Origin of the sequence: Flavobacterium sp. UBA4854 (genome assembly GCF_002399805.1) — a bacterium.
Classification (GTDB): Bacteria; Bacteroidota; Bacteroidia; order Flavobacteriales; family Flavobacteriaceae; genus Flavobacterium; species Flavobacterium ginsengisoli.
Genome location: NZ_DHEI01000117.1, coordinates 1 through 7,767, shown reverse-complemented (window position 1 = coordinate 7,767; position 7,767 = coordinate 1). Strand labels below are relative to the sequence as shown.

General features: G+C 34.7%; 4 protein-coding genes. 2 read left to right on the top strand and 2 right to left on the bottom strand.

Annotated features, from left to right (window positions below; genetic code table 11):
• Together B3J44_RS17350 and B3J44_RS17345 are read left to right on the top strand one after the other, a co-directional pair.
• Positions 1-750 (top strand): endo-1,4-beta-xylanase (locus B3J44_RS17350; protein ID WP_286969950.1); only part of this gene is annotated, 750 nt, incomplete at its 5' end.
• A 55-nt stretch (positions 751-805) separates the two neighbouring features.
• The gene (locus tag B3J44_RS17345; RefSeq protein ID WP_286969949.1) at positions 806-1,744 is read left to right on the top strand and encodes a glycoside hydrolase; all 939 of its coding nucleotides are present in this window, start codon (positions 806-808) and stop codon (positions 1,742-1,744) included.
• Between the two features lie 191 nt (positions 1,745-1,935).
• On the opposite strand, the gene B3J44_RS17340 is transcribed toward B3J44_RS17345, so the two are convergent.
• The gene (locus tag B3J44_RS17340) at positions 1,936-3,900 is read right to left on the bottom strand and encodes a RagB/SusD family nutrient uptake outer membrane protein (RefSeq protein WP_286969948.1); all 1,965 of its coding nucleotides are present in this window, start codon (positions 3,898-3,900) and stop codon (positions 1,936-1,938) included.
• A gap of 10 nt (positions 3,901-3,910) precedes the next feature.
• On the bottom strand, positions 3,911-6,997 hold the full coding sequence (locus B3J44_RS17335; protein ID WP_286969947.1) for a SusC/RagA family TonB-linked outer membrane protein: 3,087 nt from the start codon (positions 6,995-6,997) through the stop codon (positions 3,911-3,913).
• Between the last annotated feature and the right edge of the window lie 770 nt (positions 6,998-7,767).

Genomic DNA, 7,767 nt, shown 5'->3' with positions numbered 1-7,767 from the left:
GTATGGCATAATTCGGTACCGCAATGGTTAAAAGATTTCTCTGGGACTGATGCTGAATTTAAAGCAGAAGTTAAAAAGTACATTACAGATGTAGTTACGCATTATGCAGGAAAAATAAAATCTTGGGATGTCGTAAATGAAGCTGTAGATGATAATGGAGGTACGATGAGAAATACAATTTTTCTTCAACGAATGGGTGCCAATTATGTAAAAGACTGTTTTCAATGGGCAAGAGATGCAGCAATCGCTGCCGGCGACAACTCTTTACTTTTGTTTTATAATGATTATGCAACTTCGACAAATGTTCTTAAACAAGATAAAGTTTTTAGCATTGTCGATGATTTAAAAGCAAGCAATCTCATTGATGGTATTGGTTTTCAAATGCATAATAACTATTTAAATCCAACAAGAGCTCAAATCGAAGCCGACTTTAACAAAGCTGTAGCAAAAGGTGTGAAAATTCATGTTTCAGAATTGGATATTCAGGTAAATCAATCTAACGATATTTCAACTTTTACAAATGAAAGAAGACTAGCTCAAAAAGAAAAATACAAAGAAATTGTACAACTATACAATGCACTTCCAGCAGTAAATAAATACGCTATAACGATTTGGGGAATGAAGGATAATGAATCATGGATTCCTTTTAGTGCAGAACTCAATCATCCAGGAAACGACTGGCCTTTATTATACGATTCAAATTTTGCAATAAAAAGTTCACATACTGGATTTCTAGAAGGTTTAGATTAATTTTTTTAAGCTATAATAATTTACTTCAACTATTAATAAACCAAAAAATTAAATTATGAAAAAATTAAATTTGTTTGCATTAACAGTTTCATGTGCATTAAGTTTAGGATTTGCATCATGCGCAGATGATGCAAGTCCGATGGCACAAGACCAGTCAAAAAATACAAATGCAAGTACAGTTACAAAAAACAGTACAAGCAAAGTAGCAGATGCACCTTGGGTCAAACAATTTGAAGAAACATTTGATGTGGGTTCTAATTTGTCGCAATGGACAAAAGAGCAACGTGCAGATTATAATTCTTGGTATTGCGATTATTATAGCTCTGTGCCAACCACACAATGGAGAGACGGAAGACAATGTTTAGAGATCAAGACTACAAAATTAAGCACATACAAATATCAATCTGGATTCATTACCTCAAATTATCAATACAAACCAGAAAACAACACAGAGTATATGCTTTCTGCCAATATTAAGCTAATAGCTATGGATGGTAGTACTTACAAGTCTTTTACTGAAACTTATGGTGCATGGCCAGCCTTTTGGTCTGTGCAAGGAAATGCCTGGCCAACTAAAGGAGAAATAGATATTATGGAAGGTTATTCTTTTGCTCCTAATGCAAGTCGTTTTACTTCGAATCTTTTTTATGGAACCTCTTCTGGAACAAATCTTATAGGAAACTCTGCAGAAAGAAATTATCCTGCCAATTTTGATATCAATGGAAATGGCGGATGGCATTTATATGAATCTTTTTGGAAAATGAAAGACAATATTGTAACAGTAACCATAAAAGTCGACAATGTGACCGTAGCAACTTATACTAATGGTAGTGCCAATAATCTTAATCTCAATAATTTTGGACCACACTCTATTATATTAAATATGAATGTTGGATCTAAAGACTCCAATTTTATTGACCCAAATAAAATCAATTTATTTTCAACTGCAATGATGTGGGTTGATGATGTAACAGTTTATAAAAGACCAATATAATTTAAATTTTAGCTGATTTTCAAGCGTTTTTTTTCAAAACAATTTTACCTCAACAGAATTGATAGCTGTTTAGCTAAGATCGAAAATTAGTTTAATTCTATCTTAGAGTTCTCTAAAAACTAAATAGGAGCAAAAGTTTATCTTTTGCTCCTATTTTTCAACTAACTTAAACTAACCTTATTGTGAAATGGCTAATAGCCAGGATTCTGATAAGCTGCTTTTTCTTCGGCTGACATTTGCATACCATCAAGTTGGCTTGTTGGTATTGGACGAAGGTAATTCTGTGGAGAAATTGTTCTTGTAAACACCTTAACCGTGTGATCTTTCCAATCGTTTGGATTAGTAGCTCCTGCGATTGAAAATGAATTTCCATATTCTGTCCATTTTTGAGTACGCACTAAATCATACCATCTGTAGCCTTCTCCAAAATATTCTCTTGAACGTTCTGCCAAAATATAATCAATATCAATAACCATTGGAGTTGCTGCAGTCATTGCCGCACTATTGTCTTGCGTTTTTGCTTTATTTCCGTTATTGTCAAAAGTCCATTTTCCGGCACGAGCACGAATAACATTAAGTAAATCTCTTGCTGTTTTTCCTCCCTGTACGGAAGCGCCTTTAACCGCAGCTTCGGCAGCAACAAAATACAGTTCTGAGAATTTAGCTATTGGAAACGGACGCGTACTGCTTCCATTAGGAGATCCTAAACCTGCTCCATTATCTGTACGATAAGGTCCTAATTTCCAGTTTCCTGGATAACATATCCTAGAGATTACACTTGGTTCAATTACAAAATCGGCTCTTCCTGGCAATACTCCCGCTCCAATTGAACTGTTAAATACTGAGTTAGAATAATCAATTCCTGACGTATCATCATTTAAGAAAGTCAGAACTGGCTCACCGTTTGCTATAGGAAGATAATTTGCATTATATAATACTGGAGCAGTAATTCCTGCCTTTGCCCAGTTTCCGCGATAAACTGTGGTAAAAGTACCATCGTAACGAGAATCATTAGTTTTATCGGCAAATGTCTTTTTAAACACTTCAATAGGAGGTGCCAACATAGTCCAAGGTCTTCCTAAATGCTGCTCTGCTTCACGCTGTACAGAACTTACCGCTGCCCAACCAGTGTTGCTTGAAGAACTTCTAACTCCAGTATAATTAAATTGCCCAAACCATCCAGCAAAATAATCAGTACTAAAACCACCACCGCTATAACCTATATCGCCACCATTATAAAGAGAACTAGTTTCTGTGTGATCAGCATACAAAAGCATCTCTTTATTTCGATCGTTTTTACCTACGCTTACTTCATAAAAAGAAGGAAGTAATGCAAAAGGACCTGGGTTATTAATTGCTTCTACCGCAACATCATAAGCCTGCTGATAATACCAAGCCGCATCATGTCCGTCTAAATCTTTACGATCGCTTGCAGGATAAGTTGGAATATTATTAGGATTTTCAAGCCACCATGCAAAGGTCAAATACGCCTTAGCAAGATAAAAACGTGCTGCCGTTTTAGTAAGTCCTCCCGTTACACGTCCTGCAACTGGCAAATCTTCAACTGCTTGTTTTAAATCTGGGAATATTGCTTTACTGTAAACTTCAGGAACTGTATTACGCACAGAAGTTCTTACCGTTGAAGAGTTAAATTTTAATTCTCCAGCTCCTAAATCCAGTGGCACACCACCAAAAGTCTGTACCAACAAAAAATAATCAAAAGCTCTAAAGAATCTTGCTTCTGCGATTAGCGCTGGAGAAATCGTTCCAATTTTAGATGCATTCTCAATTACACCACTCGCTGTATTAATATTTGGAAAAGTAGCTCCCCACACAATACCTGTATTACTAGTTTGAGCATTAATTACACCAACTCCCGAGAAGTCTAAATTCTTAACGTTTCCATCTGAGTTTTGCCCCCAAGTTGACTCATCAGTTGCAATTTGTCCAGTATTTAAAAAATAACCACTTCCATACATATATCTCAAATGGCCGTACATTGATGTTATTCCTCCCATTACCCCTTCTGGAGTAGAAAAATAGTCTGGAGTAAAAATAGCTCTAGGCTTCTCGTCCAAAATATTATCTGAACACCCTACTAGAAAAACTGAAGCAAGTGCCGTTACAATATATTTTTTTACTTTAATATGTCTCATTACTGTCTTTTTAAAAAATTATATTAAGTCCTAAAATCAGATTGCGCGACTGTGGCGTATTATATCCTACAGTTAATAAACGACTTAAGTTTCCTGAATAGGCAACTGCCATATTTGAAGCGTCATTTGCATAAGAGTTCGTTTCAGGATCTAGTCCAGATAATTTATGATAAGGAGAATAAATTACCCACGGATTCTGAATAGTACAGTAAAGTTTCAGTTTTTCCATTCCTGCACTTTTAATCCATTGCTTGTTTAAACTGTATCCAAGAGTAATCGTTTTTAACTTAACAAATGAACCATCAAAATAACCTAAAGTAGAACCATATTTCGGATTATTACTTTCTGTAGGACCACCTGGCATTGGAAATTGTGCTCCTGTATTTTCTGGCGTCCAGTAATCTACATCAATTTGTCCGCGTCGTCCATCATTAATATTTAAATATCCATTAGAGCCATAAAGTGTACTATTTAAGATACCTCCGCTTTGAAAAAGACCTACAACACTAATATCAAAATTTTTATAAGCTACTCTAGTATTAAAACCACCTTGAAAATCAGGATCTGCATTTAGAACTTGTCTGTCAGCTGCGCCAATTAGCCTTGTTGGCGTTCCATCAGGATTATAATCTCCTGTATACGCCACTCTAATCATACCCGCTTGACCTGCTGGACCTTCGTATTGTTTTGCTTCCGCATCAGTCTGCCATATTCCTATTTTTTTATAATCATAAATCACATTAAGAGGTTTTCCAACAAACCACCAGTTATTTTGATCTTCAGTCATTCCTGAAGCAAGAGATACTAGTTTGTTTTTGTTGCTGTAAATATTAACACCTGCATCCCAAGTCCATCCATTATAATTATCTAGAATTACCCCATTAAGACTAAGCTCCCAACCTTTGTTTTGAGTTGATCCAACATTTCCAACATAAGAACTAACCCCAGAAGTAACTGGAAGATTAACACTTAACAAAAGATCTTTCGTATCTGTCGTGTAATATTCAGCTGTTCCCGATAATCTGTTATTAAAAAGAGAGAAATCCAAACCAAAATTAGATGTTATAGAATATTCCCATCCTAAATTCGGATTTGGAAGAGTCGAAACGTAATATCCTGTTGCATTATTAGATCCAAAATTATAAGGTCTTGTACTTAAATACCCCAACGTAGCATAAGGCGCCACTGATTGATTAGACGTCTGTCCGTATCCTCCTCTAAGTTTTAATGCGTCGATCCATTTTACATTCTTCATAAAAGACTCTTTGCTAATATTCCATCCTGCTGAGAATGCTGGATATGTATGCCATTGATTAGAAGGCGCTAGACGCGAAGAAGCATCTGAACGTACTGTAGCGCTTATCATATAGCGATCTGCATAAGAATACATTGCACGAGCCATATAAGAAATCAAACCACTTTGAGTATAAGTCTGATTACCATTGTTTATAGTAATGTCATCATTATCACCTGTAGAAGTCTGACCTAAATTAAAATACTGAAAACTGTCTCCGGCAATATTTCTTCTTGAAATTAATGAGCTGTTGTAAGTATCTTGTGCAGAAGAATACATTGCCAACGCGTTTATTTTATGCTTTTCAGCAAATGTACGATCATAAGTAAGCAACGTTTCTACTGTCCAGCTTGTAGATTGCGTATTTCCAATTGAGGCCACATTTGGATTATCTGGATTAGCATTAAAAACCCCAATACCAGTGTAAGAGCCTGAATTACTTGTTCTGTAATTGCCACCTAGATTCACACGAGCTTTTAATCCGTCAATTGCTGGTATTTTAAGTTCACCATAAATAGAATTGTAAGAACCGAAAGCTTTGTTTGTATCTGCCCATTTATCTCCCAGATTTCGCATACTTTCTTTAGTGTACACCCAATTTTCATCTTGAGGCATTCTTACTGTTCTTTTTAACGAACCATCTTCGTTATAAGGATTTGCAATAGGCGACATACTTAAAACTCCGTACATTCCTAAACTAGCACCATCAGTTATACTGTAATTATTATTAGAAGAAAAACCAATTTTAAAAATACCGATTTCTTGATCTAAAGCCGCACGGATAGAATATCTATTAAACTCAGATCCTGGAATAACCGCTTGGTCTTTATAATAATTAACTCCAACATTATAATTTCCATTTTCTGTTCCTCCCGTCACTGCGATATCGTGATTTGTTACGATTGCTGTTCTATAAAAAAGATCTTGCCAATCTGTATTTACATCATCAGCTTCATCGATTCCGTTTACAAGGTTTTTTCCCGCAAGCTTACGGAACTCAACATATTTAGGCCCTTGCATCATTGGATATTTTACAGCAGTTTTATATCCTGTATAAGTATTATAAGCAATCGAAGTTCTTTGCCCTTTTGTTCCTCTATTACTTGTTACCAGAATAACTCCGTTTGCTCCTCGCGATCCATAAATAGCTGTCGCCGACGCATCTTTTAATATGTCGACACTTTTGATATCTTCAGGGCTAATATCTGCTAAAGTACCAGAGAACGGAATACCATCAAGAACTACCAAAGGATCATTTCCTGCTGTTAACGAACGCGTTCCACGAATACGAATTTGCATGGCAGCACCAGGCTTCGTTGAAGTCTGTGTTATTTGAACACCCGGAAGACGTCCCTGCATAGACTGAGTAATATTTGCAGAAGGAACCTCACGTATTTCACTACCTTTAATAGAAGCTACCGATCCTGTAACCGCTTCTTTACGTTGAGCTCCATACCCAATAACTACTACTTCTTTTAAATTATTAGAATCTTCCTCAAGTTTTACATTAATGGTTTTCTGTCCATTAACCCCTACTTCACGGCTTGTAAAACCTAAAAAACTGAAAATAAGCACTCCATTAGAAGGAACACTGATAGAATAAGTACCATCAAAACTGGTACTAACACCTGTCTTTGTTCCTTTTACATTTACGTTAGCACCAGGAATTGGCCCGTTGGCATCTGAGACTGTTCCCGTGACTGTTGTCTGTGCATTCGACTGAATCGAAAAGACAAACATTAAGATCAAAAAACCAAAGCATTTGAGAAGCTTTGATTGACTTGCAACAAAAAAGTTAGTCATAAAAATTGATTTAATAATTAAAATATGGTTTATGGTTTAGTTAGCATTTCAAAACTTATTTCTAGGTAAAAGCAATAAGTCTTTGAACAAATATATATCTTTTTTCAAAAAAACAATCGGTTGTGTAATTATTTTTTTATTTATTATTCAAAAAATATCCACTAAAAAAACATTATACTTATTTTAATCTTAAATTATTTGAACATAAACAAATAAAACACTGTTGAATCTCGCAAAAAAAGAAACGATAATTGCCTTATAATTGAATAAAAAACAAAATAAACGTTGATAAAAAAATAATCAAAACTCTTATTTAGAATAAAAAAAACACCTAAACACCAATAAATCAGATAATAATTACAATTTTATCAAAAAACAGAACAAAATAGATTCTAAAAAAAATTAAAAAGACAATCGGTTGTTGATTTATCAATTATTTTTTAGATTGAATCTGTTCAAAATAGCAGATAAAAATATTGCAGCCCCTTTTACTTTTAAATCAAATTAACAGGAACAAACAAAATAAAACCAATAAGTAATTTTAGAAAAGCCAGATCATTAAAAATCAAAATGTAATTATGTAACAGCAATCAATACTTTACACTTAAATTTGACTCAACGCTAAATCAATCCGTTATGAAAAGTCTTTTAATAATTATGATATGCATTATGGCATATTCTTGCCAGAAGCAAAAAGGAAACGAAAATACTCCCCTTCAAACAGTGCAAACTGCAACTGAAGAGCCACAAAAACAAGAAAATAAACAGAT